This is a genomic window from Yinghuangia sp. YIM S10712, from assembly GCF_051388935.1.
Taxonomy (GTDB): Bacteria; Actinomycetota; Actinomycetes; order Streptomycetales; family Streptomycetaceae; genus Yinghuangia.
Genome location: NZ_JBPKBI010000014.1, coordinates 1 through 21,227, shown reverse-complemented (window position 1 = coordinate 21,227; position 21,227 = coordinate 1). Strand labels below are relative to the sequence as shown.

At 67.9% G+C, this 21,227-nt stretch carries 21 protein-coding genes; 11 read left to right on the top strand and 10 right to left on the bottom strand.

Annotated features, from left to right (window positions below):
• Positions 1-7 precede the first annotated feature (7 nt).
• A complete protein-coding gene (locus ACRX5W_RS24320) occupies positions 8-472 on the top strand; it encodes a pyridoxamine 5'-phosphate oxidase family protein (protein WP_436790412.1) in 465 nt (154 codons plus the stop codon).
• Positions 473-590: 118 nt separating this feature from the next.
• Positions 591-1,595 (top strand): aldo/keto reductase, encoded by a 1,005-nt coding sequence (locus ACRX5W_RS24315; RefSeq protein WP_436790411.1) that lies wholly within the window; start codon positions 591-593, stop codon positions 1,593-1,595.
• 25 nt (positions 1,596-1,620) lie between these two features.
• Here the strand turns inward: ACRX5W_RS24315 and ACRX5W_RS24310 are convergent, their stop codons facing one another.
• Positions 1,621-2,514, bottom strand: coding sequence for a polysaccharide deacetylase family protein (locus tag ACRX5W_RS24310; RefSeq protein ID WP_436790410.1), 894 nt, complete (start codon positions 2,512-2,514; stop codon positions 1,621-1,623).
• Positions 2,515-2,623: 109 nt separating this feature from the next.
• On the opposite strand from ACRX5W_RS24310, the gene ACRX5W_RS24305 reads away from it, so the two are divergent.
• Both ACRX5W_RS24305 and ACRX5W_RS24300 read left to right on the top strand, forming a co-directional pair.
• Positions 2,624-3,055: a MerR family transcriptional regulator gene (locus tag ACRX5W_RS24305; RefSeq protein WP_436790409.1), complete on the top strand. Its 432-nt coding sequence runs from the start codon at positions 2,624-2,626 to the stop codon at positions 3,053-3,055.
• 59 nt (positions 3,056-3,114) lie between these two features.
• Positions 3,115-3,444 carry a fibronectin type III-like domain-contianing protein gene (locus tag ACRX5W_RS24300; RefSeq protein WP_436790543.1) on the top strand — a complete coding sequence of 110 codons (330 nt, stop codon included), beginning with the start codon at positions 3,115-3,117 and terminating at the stop codon, positions 3,442-3,444.
• Between the two features lie 84 nt (positions 3,445-3,528).
• Here ACRX5W_RS24300 and ACRX5W_RS24295 read toward each other — a convergent pair whose 3' ends face one another.
• From ACRX5W_RS24295 to ACRX5W_RS24260, 8 genes are all read right to left on the bottom strand, one after another.
• Positions 3,529-4,161, bottom strand: a complete 633-nt coding sequence (locus ACRX5W_RS24295) for a VOC family protein (protein WP_436790408.1) — start codon at positions 4,159-4,161, stop codon at positions 3,529-3,531.
• Between the two features lie 300 nt (positions 4,162-4,461).
• Positions 4,462-5,859, bottom strand: coding sequence for an ABC transporter substrate-binding protein (locus ACRX5W_RS24290; RefSeq protein ID WP_436790407.1), 1,398 nt, complete (start codon positions 5,857-5,859; stop codon positions 4,462-4,464).
• 140 nt (positions 5,860-5,999) lie between these two features.
• On the bottom strand, positions 6,000-7,457 hold the full coding sequence (locus ACRX5W_RS24285) for a class I adenylate-forming enzyme family protein (protein ID WP_436790406.1): 1,458 nt from the start codon (positions 7,455-7,457) through the stop codon (positions 6,000-6,002).
• A 299-nt stretch (positions 7,458-7,756) separates the two neighbouring features.
• A complete protein-coding gene (locus ACRX5W_RS24280) occupies positions 7,757-8,821 on the bottom strand; it encodes a phosphotransferase family protein (RefSeq protein WP_436790405.1) in 1,065 nt (354 codons plus the stop codon).
• A complete protein-coding gene (locus tag ACRX5W_RS24275) occupies positions 8,814-9,596 on the bottom strand; it encodes a TetR/AcrR family transcriptional regulator (protein WP_436790404.1) in 783 nt (260 codons plus the stop codon). Before ACRX5W_RS24275 ends, ACRX5W_RS24280 begins: the two co-directional genes overlap by 8 nt.
• A gap of 66 nt (positions 9,597-9,662) precedes the next feature.
• On the bottom strand, positions 9,663-9,887 hold the full coding sequence (locus ACRX5W_RS24270) for an amidohydrolase family protein (protein ID WP_436790542.1): 225 nt from the start codon (positions 9,885-9,887) through the stop codon (positions 9,663-9,665).
• Between the two features lie 975 nt (positions 9,888-10,862).
• Complete coding sequence (locus ACRX5W_RS24265; RefSeq protein ID WP_436790403.1) at positions 10,863-12,266, bottom strand: ABC transporter substrate-binding protein; 1,404 nt, start codon at positions 12,264-12,266, stop codon at positions 10,863-10,865.
• Between the two features lie 210 nt (positions 12,267-12,476).
• Positions 12,477-13,055, bottom strand: a complete 579-nt coding sequence (locus ACRX5W_RS24260) for a nuclear transport factor 2 family protein (RefSeq protein WP_436790402.1) — start codon at positions 13,053-13,055, stop codon at positions 12,477-12,479.
• A gap of 437 nt (positions 13,056-13,492) precedes the next feature.
• Here ACRX5W_RS24260 and ACRX5W_RS24255 point away from each other — a divergent pair, with 437 nt between their 5' ends.
• From ACRX5W_RS24255 to ACRX5W_RS24225, 7 genes are all read left to right on the top strand, one after another.
• Positions 13,493-14,683 carry a cytochrome P450 gene (locus tag ACRX5W_RS24255; RefSeq protein WP_436790401.1) on the top strand — a complete coding sequence of 397 codons (1,191 nt, stop codon included), beginning with the start codon at positions 13,493-13,495 and terminating at the stop codon, positions 14,681-14,683.
• Between the two features lie 160 nt (positions 14,684-14,843).
• Positions 14,844-16,313, top strand: coding sequence for a mycofactocin-coupled SDR family oxidoreductase (locus ACRX5W_RS24250; protein WP_436790400.1), 1,470 nt, complete (start codon positions 14,844-14,846; stop codon positions 16,311-16,313).
• 27 nt (positions 16,314-16,340) lie between these two features.
• Positions 16,341-16,532, top strand: a complete 192-nt coding sequence (locus tag ACRX5W_RS24245; protein ID WP_436790399.1) for a ferredoxin — start codon at positions 16,341-16,343, stop codon at positions 16,530-16,532.
• A 41-nt stretch (positions 16,533-16,573) separates the two neighbouring features.
• The gene (locus tag ACRX5W_RS24240; RefSeq protein ID WP_436790398.1) at positions 16,574-17,953 is read left to right on the top strand and encodes a cytochrome P450; all 1,380 of its coding nucleotides are present in this window, start codon (positions 16,574-16,576) and stop codon (positions 17,951-17,953) included.
• Between the two features lie 151 nt (positions 17,954-18,104).
• A complete protein-coding gene (locus ACRX5W_RS24235) occupies positions 18,105-18,683 on the top strand; it encodes a TetR/AcrR family transcriptional regulator (RefSeq protein WP_436790397.1) in 579 nt (192 codons plus the stop codon).
• A 300-nt stretch (positions 18,684-18,983) separates the two neighbouring features.
• Positions 18,984-19,568 (top strand): carboxymuconolactone decarboxylase family protein, encoded by a 585-nt coding sequence (locus ACRX5W_RS24230; RefSeq protein ID WP_436790396.1) that lies wholly within the window; start codon positions 18,984-18,986, stop codon positions 19,566-19,568.
• 93 nt (positions 19,569-19,661) lie between these two features.
• Entirely contained in the window at positions 19,662-20,312 is a 651-nt protein-coding gene (locus ACRX5W_RS24225; protein WP_436790395.1) for a TetR/AcrR family transcriptional regulator, read from the top strand.
• A gap of 188 nt (positions 20,313-20,500) precedes the next feature.
• Here the strand turns inward: ACRX5W_RS24225 and ACRX5W_RS24220 are convergent.
• Positions 20,501-21,227: amidohydrolase family protein (locus ACRX5W_RS24220; RefSeq protein ID WP_436790394.1), on the bottom strand; the 727-nt coding region annotated here is incomplete at its 5' end.

The window sequence follows — 21,227 nt, the reverse complement described above, 5'->3', positions numbered from 1 at the left end:
GAGGGACATGAGTACACAGCGCAAAGGCAAGGCCATCGCCATGACCGAGGAGGAGCGGGACGCTTTCCTGCAATCCCAGCCGGTCGTACGGGTCGCCACGGTCAGTGTCAGCGGCCGACCCCATGTCAGCGCGCTGTGGTTCGTCTGGGACGGCGCTGCGTTGTGGCTCAACTCCCTGACGCGCAGCCAGCGTTGGACCGACATCGTCCGGGACCCGCGGGTCGGCGTGATCGTCGACGACGGCGGCAAGGACTTCATGAGCCTGCGCGGTGTCGAACTGCAGGGCACCGCCGAGGTTGTGGGAGAGGTGCCTCGCACCGGGGAGCCGGTCGACGCGCTCGCGGTTCCGGAGAAGCTGTTCGCCGACAAGTACGCGGCGGGACGTCCGTTCCACTATGACGGCCGACACGGTTGGCTCCGCATCACGCCCGAGAAGATCGTGAGTTGGGACTTCGCCAAGATGCGGCGGTGACCTCGGACATTCCCCACCCCTCGGCCGCCACCGAGGAAATCCGGCGGCGGGCCGCCCGCCGCCGAGGTCACGATCGGCTGCTGTTCGGCAGCCATGCCAAGGATTGGGAGACAAGCCGATGGAACGCCGACGCCTTGGCACAAGTGGGCTGGAGGTCTCCAAGCTGTCCCTCGGGGCGATGACGTTCGGCTCGGGGATGCCGCCGATCGCCACCGTCGACCGCGAGCGTGCCCGCGCGATCATCGACCGGGCGCTCGACGCAGGGGTGAACCTGATCGACACGGCCGACGTCTACGCGTCCGGCCAGTCGGAGGAAATACTCGGCGCCTGTGTACGACACCGACGCGACGACGTGCTGATCGCCACCAAGGTCGGCTTCGGGTCTCCGCGACCGGGGGCGCTGGCGTACGACGTCGTGGTCGCCTCGTGCGAGAACAGTCTCCGTCGGCTCGGCGTCGATCACATCGACCTCTACCAGCTTCACTGCCCCGACCGCACGACGCCCATCGAGGAGACCCTCCGCGCGCTCGACGACCTCATGACGCGCGGCCTGGTCCGGGCTGTCGGCACGAGCAACTTCCGCGCCTGGGAGACGTCCGCGGCAGTGGCCCACCAACGGGCACTGGGCCGCACGCCGTTCAGCGCCGCCCAGCTCTACTACTCACTCGTCGGGCGCGAAGCCGAACACGAACTCATCCCGCAGTGCCGGGCCGACGGCGTCGGGGTCATCGTATGGAGCCCGCTGGCAGGCGGGTACCTGACCGGACGCTACCGCGACGGCGCGGACAGCGGGCGTCGAAGCAAGCACACGTTCCCTCCCGTGGCTCCCGACCTCGGGGCCCGCGCTCTCGACGCCACCGAGCGGATCGCTGTGTCGCGCGGCGTGTCCACCGCGCAGGTCGCACTGGCCTGGACATTGTCCCGGCCGGGCATCACCTCGGTCATCATCGGCGCAAGCTCGTTGCAGCAGCTCGACGACAACCTCGCCGCCGCCACACTGAAACTCGACGACGACGAGCTCGCGGCGCTCGACGCGGCCACCGAAATCCAACCCGTCTACCCGGCCTGGTGGGACACAGCCATGGGTGTCCCAAGTCCGAACGACGTCGAGCCACCCGCCTGAAACCCACTATGGTGCCCTGACCCGCTCATCGGCTCGTTGTCGTGTCCGAATCCGCCGGCGCTTGTGTGACTTTCCGGTAGTGGTCCGCGATGTCGTCGCTGGTTGTCACCCATACGCCGGGATGGTTCACTACGTATTCGAGTGCCTGGTCCAGGTACTTGTGCCGGAACGGCTGGTTGATGACGAACGGGTGCAGGACCAGGGACATGACGCGACCGCTTTCGGTGGCGTCCGCGTGGAGCTGGTCGAGTTGGTCGGTGACGATGCGGACGAAGTCGGGGCCGCTGAGGCTTTTGCCGACGAACAGTTGGATGTCGTTGATCTCGATGGAGTACGGCACGCTCAGCATGCCGGGAACGTTCAGCCGGTAGGGCTGGTCGTCGTTGGCCCAGTCCAGGACGTAGTCGAGCCCCAATTCAGCGAGCAGTTCGGGGGTGCGGAAGGTCTCGGTGAGTGCCGGCCCGAGCCAGCCGCGGGGCCTGCGGCCGGTGGCTTCGGCGATGGTGTCGACCACTTCGGTCAGGTAGGCGCGCTCCTCGTCGGCCGTCATGTCGGCCTGGAGGATGGAGTTGTTCTTGCCGTGCGCTGCCCACACCCAGTCACGTTCCCGGCCGGCACGGATGATCTGCGGGTAACGGGCGGCGACGTCCGAGTTGAGCATGACGCTGGCGCGGACGCGGTGGCGGTCGAGGGTGTCGATCAACCGCCAGATGCCGACGCGCGGCCCGTAGTCGCGCCAGCCATAGTTGAGCGGGTCGGGGGCCAGGTGCCGGGTGTCGGCGAAGATGCTCGTCGACGGGCGATCGATCCGGTAGTGCTCGACGTTCAGTCCGACGTAGAAGGCAATGCGGGCGCCGTCCGGCCAGTGGAGCGGCTGCCGGTCGACGACAGGGCTGTAGTCGAAGAGTCGGTTGTCCATGGAACTCACCTCGTATGGGCTGTGGTGTCTGCCGGTCTGCTGTATGGCTAGGCTCGAACCCTCACATTGGTGTGAGGGTCAAGGTGATGTCCTCTGTGAGGTGGGTCATATGCGCATCGGAGAACTGTCGAAACGCACCGGTGCCTCGCGGCGACTCCTGCGGTACTACGAGGAGCAGGGCCTGATCGCTGCCGACCGCTCACCGAACGGATACCGCGAGTACGACGAGCGCAACGTCGACCGTGTCGTCCAGATCAGGGGTCTGCTCGACGCCGGACTGCCGACCCGGATCATCCGGCAGATCCTGCCGTGTCTCGACAAACCCCGGACGATCTACTTCCCCGACGCGACTCCCGAAATGATCGCGACGTTGCAGCGCGAGCAAGACCGCATGACCGAGCGCATCCACTGCCTGACCCGCAACCGCGACGCCATCGGCGAGTACTTGGCCGCCGTCCTTGCCTACACCCCTGACGCCGGGAGCGTCGACGCACGGCAGCAGCGCGACCGAGCGCTTCGGACGGACGACGCATCGCTGTGACTGTCAGGTCGTAACCGACGGAACATCCCGCCACCAGGCCCCCGGAACCCGTCCTACCGCTGCCACAGCGGGTTTGCCGCGGGATCGCATGCCGCGCCGCTGTCGCCCAGGTCGTGCGCCCGGTGGCCCAGCTCGCCGGCTTCGCGCGCGTCCCCCTCGAAGCCGGCCAGGCCGCCCGCGTGGTCTTCCGCCTCCACGCCGACCGCACCTCGTTCACCGGCACCGAACACCGGCGCATCGTGGAACCTGGGGAGATCCACCTCATGGTCGGGTCCTCCTGTGCGGACGTCCACCTGCGCGGCACAGTCCGCCTCACCGGGCCCGTACGCCCGGTGGGCCACGACCGGGTCATGCACACCCCCGCCGACGTACAGCCGATGCCTGCCTGAGACTGCACCTGTACGGCGCAAGCGGTCGTCAGCCGTGATCACGGTGTCTCGTAGGTCGTCGGGGACGCGCGGGCATTGACGGGCTCAGCGGCGGGTCTCTTGCATGAGTTCGATCCGAATGCCGTCGGGGTCGGCCAGGAACAACACGTAGGACTCGCCGTCCGGAGCGGGGAAGCGGGTGCGGGTGTGCTCGATCGGCGTCCCGCCGAGTTCCACCAACCGAGACTCCACGGCGGCGAGGTCGTCGACGTGCAACGACAGGTGGGTGAAGCCGATCTGTCGGCGCGTCGTCAATGCCGCACCCTCGGCCTCGGGGGTTCGCCATCCCAGCAATTCGAGCTTCACCGGCCCCTTGACGAGCATCTGGGAACGGCATTTCATCGGCGGCGGTACCTCGGCGAGCTGAGCGAGGGAGTCGCCGATCGTCCAGGCCTCGGCGAGTTCGAAACCCAGCCCTTCGGTGTAGAAGCGGAGTGACCGTTCGAAGTCGGCAACGCACACGCCTATGTGGGATACGGAGAGGACACCGACCGCGGTTCCCCGCGGCCCGGATTCTGAAGGCAAGTTTCCCCCCTGTTGCGGTGGTTGGCCGGCCCCGGCGGGCGGCCGCGGAAAGGCGACCGGGAAGGTGTCCGCAAGCTGCGGACGTTGGCAACACGATCGTGGTCGACCAGCCAGTACGGTTCTTGTCGCCGAGATCGACGCGGTACGGATCATGGTGGAACGTGCCCCTGGATCACCGGGGCCCTCGAACGTTGCATCACGAAAATACCGCACTGCTATACGCCCGTATAGAGGTTGTGGCGCCGCTTTATCCGCTGGGGGATGTGACGGGGAAAAGCACCGAACGGCGGGTCTCGACCACGCTTGTCGCGCGTGGTTCGAGCCCGCCGTCGTGGGGGTGCCTCGGTTTCGATGTCCTGAACGGGCGTCGCCGTGCCGCTGCTGCTTCGGCGGTCCACCGTCACGCCGGCCGGCGAACCGCCTTCCGCGGCCTGCCGACAGGCCCGTCCGCCTCTACTTGAGGTCGTTCATGCTCTTGCCGACATCCGCCAGGGTTCCCGGCTTGCCGTAGTCACCGGTGAGCCTGTAGGCGGCGATGTCGCAGTCGTAGGCGCCCTGAGTGGGTTTGAAGTCGGCTGCGGGCTTCCAGCCTTCGGGGGTCGCCTTCTCGATGTTCATGCACTTGGACGGGCCGTCCTGGACGGACAGGTCGATGGGCGCCTGCAAGCCGCCCCCGGTCCACGCCGTCTCCTTGCGCGCCGCCTCGACCACGCACTTGCGGGTGAGGTTGTCACCGCAGCTCGCGGCCGACTTGGCGAACAGCAGCCAGGCCGAGAACGCCTTCACCGCGGGCAGGGTCACCTGAGCTCCGGGGGCGTACTTCTCGAACAGGTCCAGGACCTGCTGTGTCGCAAGGTTGGACGCGGCCTCCTCCAGCGGGTGAGTCCCGCCGATGTCGGCCAGGTTGTTCTGGTAGGCCAACACCGCAGGACCGGCGAGCTTGAGGAACGGATCGCCGTACGCGTTGCTGTTGGCCTCGATCCAGTCCAACTTGTAGTCCATGTTGGTCAACTCCTGCTCCAGCTTCGCCAGAGAGCCGTAGTCGCCCATGAAAACAAGGCCCTTGACGCCCTTGTTCTTGATCGTCTGCGCGTACGGCGTCCAGTTGGGCACGCCCGTAGCCGGGTAAAGCTCGGTGTAGGACATGGGCGTCCCGCGCGACTGGAAGAACTCCGTGCGCTGGTCGACCGAGACCTTGGTGACCGGGGAGTCACCCGCGATGATGCCCACGGCGTTCGCCGACTGCGGATACGCCTCCGCGACCAGCCATTCGTAGAAGCCCGCGTTTCGGAGGTAGGACGGTCCACCAGCCTGCACGGTCAGTTGCAGGTCCGACCCTTCGTTCTGGCGCTGGGTCGACTGGGAGGGGAACTCCGGCAGCAGGCACGACAGCCGGTCCTTGGTGCCCATGCCGTCGAGTGACGCGCTTCCGCCGACCAGAGCGAAGTCCTCGCGGCAGGCCTCCACGATCCGCTGCCGGACCTCGACCATCTTGATGTCGCGAAGAGTTGCCTTGATCTTGCGCCCGTTGACGCCGCCGGCCTCGTTGCACCACGACGTGAAGACCTTGGCCGCGTCCTCGTATTCGTGCTTCTTGGTGAAGCCGACATCGGACAGGACACCGACCTGGATCTCCTTGGCGGTGACCCCCTGAGCGGACGCGCTCGTCGGATTCCCCGCGCCACACACGTTTTTCAGATCGCCGAAGTCGGACGACACGGGAACGTTCGCCGACGGGGCGGCTCCCGCTCCTTCTCTGCGGTCGGGTTCACCGCCGCGATCGACGCATCCGGCCACAGCGAACAGTGCGGCCGCCAGCGCAAGGCTGGTCAGGGTTGTTCTGGATCTCACGGACTGTCTCCTTGGTGCTGTCGGCATCCCAGGACGCCGGCTTCGATCTGCTGGGCGGTGACGTCCACTCGGGCGGACCCGGTGGGTGTCGCCTGTGGTGTGTCCGTCCCGCACAGTGGTGGGTGCGGCAAGGTGGTGGGTCAGCCGCCGCGGGTCGCGACGAGCGCGCCTCGGTTGACCTTGGTGGCGGCGCTGCGCGGGACGGCGTCGACGAATTCGACGGTCTTGGGAACCTTGTAGGCGGCGAGCCGGCCCTTGGCGTAGGCGATGACCTCCTGTGAGGTCGGCGGCGCGGCCGGGTCGGCGGGTTCGATGACGGCGTGGACGCGGCGTCCCCACTCGGGGTCCTTGAGGCCGATCACCACGACGTCGGCGATCTTCGGGTGGTCGATCAGCGCCGCCTCCACCTCGGCCGGGAACACGTTCGCGCCACCCGAGATGATCATGTCGACGCGGCGGTCCAGGAGGTAGAGGTAGCCCTCCTCGTCGACGTACCCGACGTCGCCGGCCGTCTGGAACCCGTCGTTGGTGCGCCTGAGTTCGGGTGCCTTGCCGAGATACTTGTAGCCGCCGTACGCGGACGACCGCAGGTACACGTCACCGATTTCCCGCGTGGGGACTTCCTTTCCGTCGGCGTCGAGGATGCGCAGTTCGGTTGTCGCCAGCGGACGGCCGACGCTGCCTTGGTGCTTCATCCACTCGTCGCCGCGGATCGCGGTCAGCCCCAGCCCCTCGGTCATGCCGTACGCCATCAAAATGCGTTCCGCGCCGATCAGGCCGGCCCAGCGGTGGACGAGCGAGGGCGGCATGGGGGCGGCGCCCTGGATGATCCACTCCAGGCTGGACAGGTCGCGCTCGTCGACGCCGGGCAGGTCGGCGATCCGCTGGAGCATGGTCGGCGTCGCGGTGAACGTGGTGACGCGGTGGCGTTCGACGACGTCCACGACGCGGGCCGCGTCGAACTTCTCCATGACCACGAGCCGGTCGCCGGCCAACAGCCCGAACAGCGTGGCCAGTCCGTTGGTGTGGTACATCGGCGCGAGCACGAGGATGGTCTGCGGTCGGGGCACCGGCCGCCACCTGTCCATCATCGGCGCACTGAACAGCGGGTTGTGGAGCGCGGGAAGCAGGCTCAGGATGACCTTCGGCGTTCCGGTGGACCCGCTGCTGCATATGCCGTGCGCGTTCGGCGACAGCACGTCCGGCAACTCGGGGATGTCCGCGTCCTCCGTCGCGTCGATCCAGGCCAGGTCGTCGGCACCCAGGTGCACGCGGGCGTCGACGACCTCGCGCAGCCGGGCGAGCTCCCAGTCGGGGAGGTCCCAGCGGATCGGCACCGGCACCGCGCCGAGCTTCCACGCCGCGAACACACCCAGCACGAACTGCGGCGAGTTGCGCAGCGCCAGGCCCAGGCGGTCGCCCAGCCCGAGTCCCCGTTCGGCCAGCGCGCCGGCGAGTTGGTCCGACCGCCGGTCCAACTCGCGCCAGGTGAAAGCGCTTTCGCCGCCGTCCAGGGCGACGTGGCAGAACACCACCTCGCCCGTGCACGACGCCGCGAGTTCGCGAATCCGCCGCGCGTTGCTGATCTTGTCTTCCACTGCGTTCCTCCTCGCCGAACTCCTGACGGACTCTCCGAACGCCGTCTCCGGGCGGAGGCACGTGGTTGCGCCCGCTTGGCGTCCCTGTGCGAAAACCTCAACGCGCGCTCTCGACGGCGACTGCGGCGTGGCACGACCACGTCCGCTTCGGGGCACCGGGGCCACGACCGCCCGGAGCCGATGCCACTTCCGACCGTGCAGGCGGCGGATCGAATTGCTCGGGTGACCCGATCAAACCTCACGGAGCCCTGGCCTGGGCAGGACCGCCGTCTCGTCCTGCGGTGCACCGTCGGGAAGGTTCATGACATTTCCACCGGTGCGTCGATCTCGGCCAGCAGACAAGCGCGTTCCAGCCACGGGTTCGGGTAACCCGCCTTGGGCAGGTTCATCGAACGCCGCGAATGCAGGCCCAGCAAACCGGCCTTGAGGCCGGCGAACGTCTCGTGCCAGTCGAGGTCCTGGACCTGTCGTCCCGTCAACTCCTGCCAGAGATCGATGGTTTCCCCTCGCGTGCCCAGGCCGTCCAGCCGTGCCACACCCTGGGAGGTGCTGTGCATCTCGTCGAAGAGCAGCCACCAGCCGAGGTCGGCCATCGGGCCGCCCAGCGACGCCTGCTCCCAGTCCATGACGCCGACGACCCGGTAGTCGTCGCCGAACATGATGTTGCCGATCCGTGCGTCGCCCCACGAAAGGCCCGGCGTGTCGGTGGCTGGGCGATGCGCCTTCAGCCAGTCGAACAGGGCCCGCACCGACTCCGGTATGTCGTCCCCGAGCGCCCAGGTCGCGAACTGGCTCCAGTACGTGAGCTGTTGCTCGTCCCCTGCGGCCCCCTGCTCCGGCCGGTGGACGAACGCGAACTCGTCGATGGGCAGCGAGTGGATCGCGGCGAGCTGGCCCATCGCGCTCTCCCACAACGTTCGGCGCTGAGCGGGCGTCGCGTCGACCAGCCAGCCGGTGGAGTTGTAGACGGGCATGCTCACCGGCACCCGGCCGCGCATCCGGCGCATGAGATAGAACGGCTGGCCCAGGATCCTCGGGTCCTCCTCGTACCACAGCGCTTCGGGGACCCGCACGGTGCCCACGCGGCGGAGTGTGACCAGCATGTCGTACTGCGTGCGGAACCGCGGGTCGAGGAACATCTGGTGCTCGGGGCGCGGGGCGATCCGCAGGACCAGCTCGTCGACCCGGTCGCTGTGACGGGCTTCGAACAGGATCGTCTCGTTGGAGACACCCGCCCCCAACGGGTAGGCGAAATCAGTGAGTTCGATGTCGGTGACGCCCAGGCGCTCGGCGAGCCACGGTCGCAGTGCTGCTGCTGCGGCGTCCAAGTCCCTGCCCTTGGCGAAGATCAGGGCTTCACTCATTTCCGGCCACCTCCTTTGTCTCGGAATCCCGCGAGCCGGGTGGAGCCACGGCTTGGCTCGGGTCGTTCGTCGGATCGCCGCCGAATCCCGCAAGGCAAAACGCCCACAACTGCTCGGCGATCTCCTCGACGCTGTCGTGGGCCGTCGCGAACGCGTAGTGGTGGTACGTGGTCGTGACCAGCTTCATCGCCACCCAGGCGTCGCGCGCCGGATCCCGAGAAGCCAGCAGTCCTTCGGCCACCGCCGCGCGCAGCTCTCGTTCGATCAGATCACCGAACGGTTGTGCCGCCCGAGCCATGTCCTCGGGAAAGAGCTGGTACAGCCGCCAGTGCTCGGTCGTGATGAACTGCGGGCCGGTGAGATCCGCCCCCCGGCGCAGCGAGCTGAGTGTGCCCGTGATGTACAGGCGCAGCCGAGCGACCGGGTTCGCCAAGCGGCGCGCCTCGGCCTCCACGCGTACGGCCTCCTCGGCGATCACCTCCTCCACGACGGCGAGGATCACCTGGTCCTTGCCGGCGAAGTGGCGGTAGACCGTCTGGAGTGCCACCCCGGACTCCTTCGTCAGCTCCGCCGTGGTGAAGGCCGTGCCCTTCTCCCCGATCAGCCGGCGTGCGGCCCGCCTGATCGCCTGCAACTGCTGTGTGCCGCGCGACCGTTGGCCGGTGCGGGAACGGTCGGTGGTGCGCTCCGCCCACGACGCGCGACTTTCCGAGGCTGCGGAGCCGGCCGTTTCACCGGCCGTTTCACCGGGCGGTTGTTCGATGGGCGCGGTCATGCGTTGCTGCCTTTGTGTGACGGGGCCGGTACTGCGGTCGGGATCGGGCGTGGCGCCGGCCATGTGTCAGGCATTGGCGAGAACGGGCGGTTCGGCCGGCGTGAAGCGGTACAGCTTCTCGGCGTTGCCGCGCAGGATCTTGTACTGGGTCTCCTCGGGCAGGTGCTTGATGCGGTTCTTGACGACGGTGATGCAGTCCGGCCAGGTGGAGTCGGAGTGCGGGTAAGCGGTTCCGGGCTGAACTCCTCCTTCGACTTTCCGACGACGGCGCTCAGGCCGGAGCTGGGGTATTTCTTACCGTCGTACACCCAAAAGTCCAGGCCTGTGTCGTCGAACTCCATGTGCGGGGCCCGTTCGCGGTCGGCCTTCGGGAGGCGGTCGATCCACAGGTTCGGCGGTTCGAGGATGTGGTCGTCGACCGAGATCAGCCAGTCGAGGTTGAGGTTGGCAGACATGCCCGCTCCTTCGTGCCGGGGCGAGCCGGTCGAGGCTCGCCGATCACCACGTGCTCACTTGCTGGAATGCGCGAAGGCCGTCGCATCCGCGCTCGCGGCCGAGACCGCCGGGACCGGTTTTGTACGACGTGCCGCCGCCGGTCCCGGACGGCAGAGATCGGTCCACAAGCACGTCGGTGCGTCCTTCAGCACGGAAAAGCCTCCCGCCACACCGTCGTCCGCCGACCTGGTGCAGGAAACAGTAGAGCGAGGCTATTGTGTTTGAGAAGTGCCGTTCTACTTTTTTCGAGGACGTTCTCCGGGCGCCTTTCGGCTAATCAGCGATCGAGGAAAGCCAGGCGCGAGGGGCGCAACCGCAGCCGATGACGCGGGCCGGCGGCGGTCTGTGCGTGTGTCTGCATCGCGGCGGGCTTGAGGCGACGGACGACAGGCCGGAGACAAGCCAGGCCTGCTCCGTGAGCGTGGCGTGCCCGTGGCCATGGCGTTTTGCCTGGTGAGAGCGCCGCGGCCGGTTTGGGTTGATGTCGACCGTCGTTGTGGGCGCGTGTGGGCAGGCGTGCGGGCAACCCGGCCTCGACGCCGCTTCGGGCACCGGACGGTACGTGCGCAGCCCGGTCGGCGAAGGTGGAAAATACCGGGTTGGGTGCAGTCCCTTTTCGTCGTCGTGCTTTTTCTGGGCACGACTTGCAGCCCCCACCGTTCGATGGGGGCTCAAGCTTCCGAGCGATTATGTTGTGCATGTTGTGCCGTGACGTCGCCGGCGGAGAAGGTCAGTAGCGGCGCTGTTGAATCTTCCGCGGCTTCGAATGCGTCACCGGACGTCGTTCATGCTTTTCCCCACGTCGGCCAGAGTGAGCGGCTTTCCGTGGTTCCCGGTGTGCGCTGTGGCGGTCGCGTCACAGCGGTAGGCGCCGTTGTCGGGCTTGAAGTCCGCGGGTTTCCAGCCGTCGGGACCGGCCTGCACGACGTTGTAGCACTTCAGGGGGAGGTGCTGGGACAAGTCGATGGGGGCCTGGAGCCCACCCGCGTTCCAGTTCGTCTCCTTGGCCGCCGTCTCGTACACGCACTTGCGGGTGAGGTTGTCGCCGCAGGCGACTGCGGACTTGGCGAAGACCAGCCAGGCGGAGAACGCCTTGAGCGCGGGGAAGGTCACCGTGGCGCCGGGGGCGTACTTGGCGTACAGGTTGACGACCTGCTGGACTGCGGGGGAGGAGGAAGCCATCTCCAGCGGGGTGAAGCCGCCGAGGTCGGCGACGTTGTTCTGGCTCTCGAGGGTGTTCTTGCCCGCGAGTTCGAGAAACGCGGGGCCGTAGGCGTTGGAGTTGGCGTCGATCCAGTCGAGCTTGTACTGGAGATTGGTCAGCACCTGTTCCAGCTTGGCGAGGTTGCGGTAGTCGCCGAGGAAGATCAGGCCCTTGACACCCTTGTTCTTGATGGACTGCGCGTACGGGGTCCAGTCGGAGACGCCGGCGGCCGGGTACAGGTCGGTGTAGGTGACGTTCGCGCCCACGGCCCGCAGCGTCTCCGAGGCCCGCTCGGTCATGACCTTGGTGACCGGCGCGTCGCCCGCGATGATGCCCACCGCTCCGGCGGAGCCGGGGTACGCCTCCTTGGTCAGCCACGTGTAGAAGCCCTCGTAAGGCCAGTGCACGGGGCTGTGCGCCTGCACGGAGATCTGGAGGTCGGAGCCCTGGTTCTCAAGCTGCGAGGTCTGCGCGGGGAAGTCGGGCAGCAGGCACCCCAGTCGTTCGCGGGTGCCGAGCGCATCCAGCCCCGCGCCGCCGCCGACGAGGGCGAAGTCCTCGGCGCAGGCCTCGATGACCCGCTGCCGGACCTCCATCATCTTGGTGTCGCGGACGGTGGCGTTGAGCTTGCGGCCGTTGATGCCCCCGTTTTCGTTGCACCAGGAGGTGAACACCTTTGCGGCGTCGCCGAATTCGGGGTTCTTGTTGAAGCCGATGTCGGACATGACGCCGACTTTGATCTCCTTGTCGGTGACGCCCTGCGCGGGCGACCCGGCGGCGGTGCCGGGCCGGCACACCTGCTTCAGGTCGCCGAAGTCCGCCGAGAGGGGCGTGGGGGCCGCGGTCCCCCCGGTCGGCTGCTCCTCGCCGCCGCCGTCGCCGCTGCGTCCGCAGCCGGCGACCAGCAGCGCGGAGACGACCGCGAGGGCGGCGAACGATCTACGGGCACCGCGGGATCTGCACGTTGTCATGGGCTTCTTCCTGGTGGACCGGCGATGTGTGGTGCAGGAACGCCCGCCCCGGCGATGATCTCCGGAGCCACGGGCAGGTTGTGACCGGGGAACAGCGGACGACGGGGTCGGAGGTGCCCTCCTCGCCTGCCGTTCCCCGGAGCTCTGGCCTGTCCGGCGCGGACGGGCCGGTTCGCGCCCGGCGGGTGGCCGGATGCCGGCGCGAGGCGGCTACCAGCGCTCGGGCGGCTCGGTGTTCAGCAGCAAAGGCCGTTCGTAGGAAAGGTCGCGGTCGTCGCGGGTGCCCTTCACGAAGCCCTGTTTGGTGAAGAACGGGTTCTGCAGGAGGGAGGCGTCGGCGGTTACGGCCAGTTCGACGGTCGACCGCCGCACCGCGATCCGCCAGGTGCCGTCGCGCCGTTCGAGGCGGTCGAGGTACCGGCCGCTCATGAGCTGGGCGGTCTTCCCGTCCGGGCTGAGGAGGCCGACCAGCACGTAGCTCTCCGCGTGGGCGTTGTCGCCGTCGATCTCGCAGCTGTGCGTGGTGATGTTGTGGGTGTGCAGGCTGGACGCGGCCGCGTGGATCTTGTTGGCCCACGAGGCGTACTCCGGGCCGGAGTTGATGGCGTAACCGTGTTCGTCGACACCGTCTTCGTGGTAGGTCGCGGTGAGCAGGTCGATGTCATGGCGGTCGTGTCCGCGGGCGTGCTGTGCCACGCAGTCGAGGATCGCCGTGCGGTCCATGAGGTACTGGACATCCCGCTGGAGGCGGGCGAACTTCTCCTCGGCGTCCGTGCTGTCGCCGGTCATCGGGAATCTCCAATCGTCGGACGGATGCGCCGGGACACCGGCGTTCCGCCTCGCGGGCTTGTCTCCTCCGGCGAACCGGGCCAGGGGAGGCGAGTCGGCCGGGCGGAAGACGGCTCCACGGCCACCAAGGAGGCGTGGCGCTCGCTCCGGGCGAGTCTGCTTGCGGTCGCGCCGCACGTGTCGAGAGCCGGCAGGGATGAACCGCCTCCGGATCGTGCTCCGGGGGGCGAGTTGCGTGGGACTGTACATCCGTAAAGGGCTTGCTGTACAGATGTAAATCATGCTGTGCCGACCTGCCTGGGCTCCGTCCCGCGAGGGCACGTGAGGAGCCCGGGCGGATGTCTTCCGTCGTGCGAGCGGGCAATTCGGCCGGAGCCCTTTACGAACGTACAGTGATTCCTATACGACTGTACAAGCGACAGTCCGAGGAGGGACCCTTGAGCCGCACCGACCTCTACTACGACCCGTACGACATCGAGATCGACGCCGACCCGTACCCGGTCTACAAGCGCCTTCGTGACGAGGCACCGCTGTACTACAACGAACGCCTGGACTTCTGGGGGCTCAGCCGCTTCGCCGACGTGGTGGCGGCCGCGATGGACACGAAGCGGTTCAGCTCGGCGAAGGGCGACATCCTGGAGGTCGTCAAGGCCGCCCCGGTGATGCCGCCCGGGTCGTTCATCAACGAGGACCCGCCGATCCACACCATCCACCGCGCGTTGGTGCAAAAGGCGTTCTCACCGAAGAAGATGCGGGAGATCGAGGCGAAGATCCGCGCGTTCTGCATCGCGTGCCTGGATCCCATCGCGGGGTCGGACCGGTTCGACTTCGTCCTCGACATCGGCAACGAACTGCCGATGCGGGCCATCGGGATGCTCATGGGCATTCCCGACTCGGAGCAGCCGACCGTACGCGACCACGCCCAGCGCAGCCTGCGCAACAAGCCGGGCGAACCGCTTCCGGTCAGCCAGGGCCTGTACTTCGACGGCCAGATGTACGCGGAGTACGTGGACTGGCGTGTGAAGAACCCCTCCGACGACCTCATCACCGAGCTGCTGAACACCGAGTTCGAGGACGAGACGGGCACGGTCCGCAAGCTGACCAAGAACGAGGTCCTGATCTTCGTCGCGGTCATCGCGGGCGCGGGTGTGGAGACCACCGGCCGCCTGTTCGGGTGGATGGGCAAGGTGTTGTCCGAACACCCGGAGCAGCGCCGCGAGTTGGTCAAGGACCGGTCGCTGATTCCGAACGCGATCGAGGAACTTCTGCGGTACGAGCCGCCCGGTCCGCACATTGCTCGCTACGTCACCGAGGACGTCGAGATCCACGGGCAGACCGTCCCGGCCGGCAGCGCGATGTTGATGATGCTGGCGTCGGCCAACCGCGACGAGCGGCAGTTCGAGAACCCGGACCGCTTCGACATCCACCGCAGGATGGGCCAGCACGCCACCTTCGGCCACGGCGTCCACTTCTGCGTCGGCGCCGCACTCGCCCGCCTCGAAGGCCGCGTCGCCCTCGACGAGGTCCTCAACCGCTGGCCCGACTGGGAGGCCGACATGCCGAACGCCCGCCGCTCGCCCACCACCACGGTTCGCGGGTGGGACACCATGCCGGTGGTCACCGGCTGAGCCTCGGCCGCGCCACGGCGGTGGCAGAACGGGTATCGCGGGGCGGGGACGGAACGTCGCCCACTGCCCGATCGCGGAGCAGCACGACCGTAAGTGACGTATCCACGGATCGACCGCTGTCCCTCGGGGCGCAGGGGAGGTTGGCAAGGTGTTCAGGCCCATGGAGGGAGTGCGCGTCCTGGAGGTCGCGCAGTTCACCTTCGTCCCGGCGGCAGGGGCCGTCCTGGCGGACTGGGGTGCGGAAGTCGTCAAGGTCGAGCATGCCGAGACCGGGGACGCGCAGCGCGGGATCGTCAAGGCGTTCAGCCATGACGTGGGGTCCGACGGCTCGTCGTTCGCCCCACTCATGGACGGTCCGAACCGCGGCAAGCGCAGCCTCGGGCTGGCGCTGGACAAACCCGGGGCGCGGTCGGTTCTGGAGGAACTGGTCCGCCGCAGCGACGTGTTCCTGACCAATTTCCTTCCCGGAGCCCGTGCCAAGCTGGGCATCGATGTCGCGGACATCCGGGCGATCAACCCGGACATCATCTACGCCCTCGGGGCCGGTTTCGGTCATACCGGTCCCGAGGCGGACAAGGGCGGGTACGACGCCACCGCCTTCTGGGCGCGCAGCGGCAGCGCGGACTACGTCACCCCGTCGGGAGCCACGACGCTGACCCACCAACCGGCGGGCGCCTACGGCGACTCCATGGGTGGGCTGACCATCGCCGGCGGCGTCGCGGCCGCGTTGTTTGCACCGAAGGCCGATACGAAAACAGGGAGAACGATCATGGGACGCGTTGACGGCAAGGTCGCCTTCATCACCGGAGCGGGCCGCGGCCAGGGCCGCAGCCACGCGCTCCGCCTCGCGGAGGAAGGCGCCGACATCATCGCGGTCGACCGCTGCCGCGACTTCGAGACCGTGAACTACCCGATGGCCACGCCCGACGACCTCAAGGAGACGGCGCGCCTCGTGGAGGCATGCGGCCGACGCGTCGTGGCGGTCGAGGCCGACGTCCGCGAACGGGCCCAGATGGTCGACGCGGTCGGGCGCGGCATCGCCGAGCTCGGGAAGATCGATGTCGTGGTGGCGCAGGCGGCCATCGCGGCCATGGCCGGGGAGCCTGCCGTGCAGGCGTGGATCGACGGCCTGGACACCAACCTGGTCGGCACCATCAACGCGGTGCACGCGGCGCTGCCCCACCTGAAGGAAGGCGCGTCGATCATCGCGACCGGCTCCGCCGCGGCCTTCATGCCGTTCGCGCCCGGTGAGACGATCGGCGCCGACCCCGGCGGCACCGCATACCTGGTCGCCAAGCGCGCGCTGTCGCAGTTCATGCACGAACTCGCCGCGAACCTCGCCTCTCGCGGCATCCGCGCCAACGTGGTCCACCCGACCAACGTGAACACGCCCATGCTGCACAACCCGCCGATGTACAAGATGTTCCGCCCCGACATCGAGAACCCGACCCGGGAGGACGCCGAGCTGGCCTTCCCGACGCAGCAGGCGATGCCCATCCCGTACATCGAGCCGGTGGACGTCAGCAACGCCGTGGTCTACCTGGCGTCGGACGAGTCCCGCTACGTCACCGGAACGCAGATGCGCGTCGACGCGGGCGCGTACCTGAAGTTCCAGAGCTACCACCTCTGAGCCGGTCCACGAACGGAGGCCCCCACCATGAAGGTTCGCGTCGACCAGGCCCTGTGCCAGGGCCACACCCAGTGTGCGATGACCGCACCGGAGATCTTCGCGCTGCGAGACGAGGACGGGCATGCCGAAGTCCACGACGAGCACGTACCCGCCGCGCATGAGGCGGCGGTGCGCGAAGCCGTGTTGTCCTGCCCCGAACAGGCAATCACCGCCGACTGATCCGCACGAGAACGACATCGCCACGAGGACGAGGTAACCCGATGAGCAGCGACGACGCCCACCCCGCCGCAGGGGAGGACCGCAGCAGGCCCAAGATCGACTTCGACCGGCATTCCACCGCCTACCGGACGGACTTCGAGGAGATCACCCGGGACCTGCACGGCAGGTGTCCGGTCGCCTGGACCGACCGCCACGGCGGCTATTGGCTTGCGAGCGGCAACCAGGAGGTGTTCGATCTGGCCCGCCGCGCGGACCTGCTGTCCAACGACAACGACGTCAAGGGGGAGAGGAAGGGCTATTTCGGGATCACCATCCCGCACCGGCCGCGCGACGAGGTCAGCACGCGCGGGGGGTTCCTGGAGATGGACCCGCCCGAGCAGCGGCACTACCGCCAGGCACTCAACCCGTACCTCTCCCCGGCGGCCGTCGCGCGCTGGCAGCCGGTCATGGACGAGATCACCCGCGCCTGCATCGACGAACGCATCGAGACCGGCACCATCGACTTCGTCGACGACCTGGCCAACATCGTCCCCGCCGTGATGACCATGGCCCTGCTCGGCCTGCCGCTGCGGGACTGGGAAGTCTTCTGTGAGCCGGCCCACGCGACCGTGTACACCAAGCCGGATTCGCCCGAAATGGCCCAGGTCATCGACGGCCTGATCCAGTCCTACCTGCTGATCACCGAGCACATCGGCCGCATCCGGGCCGAACCGCGCCCCGGCCTCATCGACGCCCTCGTCAACGCGGACATCAACGGCAGCCGACCGACCGACCAGGACATCACGGAGTCGGTGATGCTGCTGATCGGCGGCGGGTTCGACACCACGACCGCGCTGACCGCCCACTCGCTGGAGTGGCTGTCGGAGAATCCCGGGGAGCGCGAACGCCTCAGCCGTGAGCGGGACGCACTCCTGGACAGCGCGACCGAGGAGTTCCTGCGCTATTTCACCCCGGCCGTGGGCGACGGGCGCACCATCGCGGCCGACTGCGAGGTGGCCGGCACGCGGTTCAAGGAGGGCGAACGCCTGTGGCTCTCCTGGGCGATGGCCAACCGCGACGCGCGGGTCTTCGCCGACCCCGACACCGTGCGCCTGGACCGCACGGGCAACCGGCACGCGAGCTTCGGCCTGGGCATCCACCGGTGCATCGGCTCGAACTTCGCCCGCAAGTCGTTCAAGACCATGCTCACCCACGTCCTCGACCGCGTGCCCGACTACACGTGCGTTCCCGAAGGGACGGTCCACTACGACACAACCGGCCTCATCAACGGCATGAAGCACCTTCCCGCCACCTTCACACCCGGGCGTCGTCTCGGCCCGGGGCTCGACGAGACCATCGACGCGCTCCAGCGGGTTTGCGACAAGCAGCGCCTGGGCGAGCCGGTGACCGGCAACCGTTCCGCGGCGCGTCCCGGGCGGTGAGTCCGACGACGAGCCCTGCGCGGCCGGGCGTGTTGTCGCGCACGGGCTACCTCTGACTCCGCGCGGACCGCCCCCCGGCAGGTGGCGGTGCCGTCAACTGACGTCAGGCACAGCGTGCCTCCGGCAGACCTCGGGTCGCGAAAGGCAGCACATGACGACTACCCGCCGTGTCGGCGCAGGGAAGACCAAGACCCGGGCCGTGTTGTTGGACTGCACGGAGCGCTTGATGCTCGACGAGGGGAACGCGGCAGTCACGTACCGGAACGTGGCCGCCAAGGCGGAGGTGACTCCGGGGCTCGTCCAGTACTACTTCCCGGCGCTCGACGACCTCTTCATCACCCTGATCCGGGACCGGACCGAGGTGAGTCTGACGAAGCTCACCGAGGAGCTGCGTACGGGCCATCCGCTGCGTGCCGTCTGGAACTACGCGAACGACAGGGCCAGTGCGGGATTGATCGCCGAGCTCATGGCGCTGGGCAATCATCGCAAGCAGATCCAGGACGAGATCGCCGAGGGGGGCCGCAAGGCCCGCGAACTCGCCCTCGCGGCACTGGCCGGAACGTCGAAGGACTACGCGTTCCGGGAGGCGGCCTCGCCGGAGGTGCTTGTCTTCCTGATGACCAGCACACCGCGGATGATCGTCATGGAGGAGACGGCGGGAATCGCGACTTCTCACGTCGAGACAGTCGACTACATCGAGCGGTACCTGGACCACGTCGAACCGCGCTGAGCGCCCACCGGTCTCCCCGCGGACTGTGTGCTCCCCGGGTACGGGAGCGGTGCCCGGGGACTCTTCTTGTCCACGCTCCGCTGTGTCCGAGGGATGCCGAGCCGACGCGTGGCGTGACATTCGCGGTGGTCGGGCGGTTGGCGGGTCGGCGAGTCTCCCAACTTTTAGGCGATCGACCAACATGTGCGCTGCACGAGCGTATAACATCGGTATGCGATCGCCGGAGAAGGTGCCCTGATCGGTCCGGATCCGGGCCTTCCGGCGGCTGTTCCCTTGGCCGCAAGAGTTGGAGGATCTGACATGGCACGAGTGGACCCGATTCCCCCCACCGAGTGGCCGCGCGAAATGCGCGACGCCCTGGCGGCTCTCGCCCCGCCGGTGCCGCTCCACCCACCGATGTCCAAGAAGGGCGGGCCCAAGGGGCTGAACGCCTTGGGCACCTTCGCCCACCACCCCGAGCTCGCCCGGGCGTTCTTCACGTTCAACGGCTACACGCTGCGCGGCGCGAGGCTCACCGAACGACAGCGCGAGATCCTGATGCTGCGCGTCTCGGCCGTGCGCAAATCGTCCTACCAGTGGGCGCAACACCTGGTCGTGGCCCGGGACATCGGCATGACGGACGAAGAGATCGAACGCATCGCCGCCGACCCCGATCCCGGCTTCTGGAACCCGTTGGAGACGGCGCTCCTCAAGGCGACCGACGAACTGCTGGGCGACGGAACCATCTCCGACGAGACATGGGCGGCGCTGTCCGCCGAATTGGACACCCAGCAGCTCATGGACGTCATCTTCAGCGTCAGTGCCTTCGAGACGGCGGCGCGGTTGTTCCGTTCCTTCGCCATCGAACTCGACGACGACTTGCGACAGCTTGTCGGAGATGATTGACACCGGCCGATCCCTTGTGGCCCAGTGAGGGAAGCCCGTGCCGGTTGACCTATCGGCCGATGCGTACGTACCGGGGCATGGGAGAGGTATCGGATGGCTACAGCACGCCGTGTCGGCACGGAGAGTTCGAAGACCCGTGCCGTGCTCTTGGACTGTGTGGTGCAGCTGATGCTGGAGGAAGGGTACGCGGCTGTCTCGTACCGGAGCCTGGCTGCCAAGGCCGGGGTGACCGCCGGGCTTGTCCAGTACTACTTCCCGACGTTCGACGATCTGTTCGTCGCCCTGGTCAGGGACCGTGCGGAACGGAGCCTGCGGAAACTGGAGGAAGGGCTCCGTACCGACCGGCCCTTGCGCGCGCTGTGGACGTACGCGAAACACAAGGACGCGGCGGCCCTGACCGTCGAGCTCATGGGCGCGGCCAACCACCGCAAAACGCTCCGCTCCGAGATGGCGAAGGCCGGGGAGGACGCACGCAGAGGCGTGCTGGCCGCGGTGGCCGGGAACCCCAAGTACCGTACGTTCTACGGCGCGCCGGTCTCCCCGGACGTCGTGGTCTTTCTCATCACGAGCACGCCCCGGATGGTCGTGATGGAGCAATCCGCCGGGATGACGACATCCCACGCCGACACGATCGAGTTCCTGGAGCGTTATCTCGACCACGTCGAACCCCTGACGAGCGTCCCCGCGCCGGCCGGCCCCGTATTCATCGCTCCGACGCTCGGGGCGAACGGCCGGGAAGCGTGAGCGGGAGCCTACGAGCTCCCCGCGAACCACTACCGCTCACCTCGGTCCCGCCAGGGCGGGGCAACCGAGGTGAGCGGTGGTGCGGTGTGGTGACCGCCGACGGACGTGAGCCTGACGGCCGGCGCCGGCAGCGTGCATGACCGGGTTCGTGCCGTACGACGCGGCCCGGTCCGGGGAGCGGCGGCCGTTCAGCTGTTCCCGCTTGCCATGGCGCGGTAGGCCTCCATCCGGGCGACCGGATCGACCTGGTTGTGGCTGAGCGAACGGATGGCCACGTCGTGGTCCTTGGCCTGGGCGCGCAGCGCGCCGACGGTGGCCTGCTCGCGGGGCACGTGCTTGAACGGGTCGAAGGAGTACCAGCGCATGGCGTTTTCGTGGGTCATCTTGGCGACGTCGGCGTCGGGTACGGCGAACTGGTCCATCACCGTGGAGATTTCCTCGGGCGCGCCGGGCCACATCGAGTCGCTGTGCGGGTAGTCGCACTCCCAGGCGATGTTGTCGATGCCGATGCGGTGGCGTAGTTCGACGCCGATGGGGTCGCTGATGAAGCAGGTCAGGAAGTGCTCGCGGAAGACCTCGGAGGGGAGTTTGCCGCCGAAGTCCTGGAGGGTCCAGGTGGCGTGCATCTCGTAGGTGCGGTCGACGCGTTCGAGGAAATAGGGCACCCAGCCGGTGCCGCCTTCGGACAACGCGATCCTGATGTCCGGGAAGTCCTTGATCACGCCTGACCACAGCAGGTCGGCCGCCGCGGAGACGATGTTCATCGGCTGGAGGGTGATGAGCACGTCCGGCGGTGAGTCGGGTGCGGGGACCGCGAGTTTCCCGGACGAGCCGATGTGGATGGACACGACGGTGTCGGTGTCGCAGCAGGCCTTCCACAGCGGGTTCCAGTAGGCGTCGTGGAAGCTCGGGTAG

Coding starts and splice junctions, on each gene's coding strand:
- ACRX5W_RS24320 (WP_436790412.1), top strand. CDS start 8: ATGAGTACACAGCGCAAAGGCAAGGCCATCGCCATGACCGAGGAGGAG.
- ACRX5W_RS24315 (WP_436790411.1), top strand. CDS start 591: ATGGAACGCCGACGCCTTGGCACAAGTGGGCTGGAGGTCTCCAAGCTG.
- ACRX5W_RS24310 (WP_436790410.1), bottom strand. CDS start 2,514: ATGGACAACCGACTCTTCGACTACAGCCCTGTCGTCGACCGGCAGCCG.
- ACRX5W_RS24305 (WP_436790409.1), top strand. CDS start 2,624: ATGCGCATCGGAGAACTGTCGAAACGCACCGGTGCCTCGCGGCGACTC.
- ACRX5W_RS24295 (WP_436790408.1), bottom strand. CDS start 4,161: ATGATCCGTACCGCGTCGATCTCGGCGACAAGAACCGTACTGGCTGGT.
- ACRX5W_RS24280 (WP_436790405.1), bottom strand. CDS start 8,821: ATGAGTGAAGCCCTGATCTTCGCCAAGGGCAGGGACTTGGACGCCGCA.
- ACRX5W_RS24275 (WP_436790404.1), bottom strand. CDS start 9,596: ATGACCGCGCCCATCGAACAACCGCCCGGTGAAACGGCCGGTGAAACG.
- ACRX5W_RS24265 (WP_436790403.1), bottom strand. CDS start 12,266: ATGACAACGTGCAGATCCCGCGGTGCCCGTAGATCGTTCGCCGCCCTC.
- ACRX5W_RS24260 (WP_436790402.1), bottom strand. CDS start 13,055: ATGACCGGCGACAGCACGGACGCCGAGGAGAAGTTCGCCCGCCTCCAG.
- ACRX5W_RS24250 (WP_436790400.1), top strand. CDS start 14,844: ATGGAGGGAGTGCGCGTCCTGGAGGTCGCGCAGTTCACCTTCGTCCCG.
- ACRX5W_RS24245 (WP_436790399.1), top strand. CDS start 16,341: ATGAAGGTTCGCGTCGACCAGGCCCTGTGCCAGGGCCACACCCAGTGT.
- ACRX5W_RS24240 (WP_436790398.1), top strand. CDS start 16,574: ATGAGCAGCGACGACGCCCACCCCGCCGCAGGGGAGGACCGCAGCAGG.
- ACRX5W_RS24235 (WP_436790397.1), top strand. CDS start 18,105: ATGACGACTACCCGCCGTGTCGGCGCAGGGAAGACCAAGACCCGGGCC.
- ACRX5W_RS24230 (WP_436790396.1), top strand. CDS start 18,984: ATGGCACGAGTGGACCCGATTCCCCCCACCGAGTGGCCGCGCGAAATG.
- ACRX5W_RS24225 (WP_436790395.1), top strand. CDS start 19,662: ATGGCTACAGCACGCCGTGTCGGCACGGAGAGTTCGAAGACCCGTGCC.